The sequence below is a fragment of the Kitasatospora sp. NPDC033851 genome (assembly GCF_055576085.1).
This window is the reverse complement of sequence record NZ_JBVIRL010000074.1, coordinates 4,701-5,197: the sequence shown is the minus strand read 5'-3', so window position 1 is coordinate 5,197 and position 497 is coordinate 4,701. Positions and strand designations below refer to the sequence as shown.

Annotated in this window: 1 protein-coding gene; it reads left to right on the top strand. The window is 67.4% G+C overall.

The genetic code is table 11. The annotated features are described in order from the left end of the window. Positions 1-25 precede the first annotated feature (25 nt). The coding region (locus ACZ51D_RS43295) for a cytochrome D1 domain-containing protein (RefSeq protein ID WP_465665802.1) at positions 26-497 on the top strand (472 nt) is incomplete at its 3' end.

The window sequence follows — 497 nt, the reverse complement described above, 5'->3', positions numbered from 1 at the left end:
CGTCGTGGGTACCGGACCGTTCGATGTGGCTGTCACTCCCGACGGGCTGCACGCGTACGTGACCAACAGCGGTGACAACACCGTCAGCGTGATCGACACCGCGACCGCCACCATCGTGGCCACCATTCCCGTGGGTACCGGACCGTTCGGGGTCGCGGTCAGCCCCGACGGACTGCACGCCTACGTGACCAACAGCGGTGACAACACCGTCAGCGTGATCGACACCGCGACCGCCACCATCGTGGCCACCATTCCCGTGGGCGCCGCGCCCACCGGCGTCGCGGTCAGCCCCGACGGACTGCACGCCTACGTGACCGACAACGGCGACAACACCGTCAGCGTGATCGACACCGCCACCAACACCATCGTGGCCACCATCACCGTGGGTACCGCACCCACCAGCGTCGCGGTCAGCCCCGACGGACTGCACGCCTACGTGACCGACAACGGCGACAACACCGTCAGCGTGATCGACACCGCCACCAACACCATCGTGG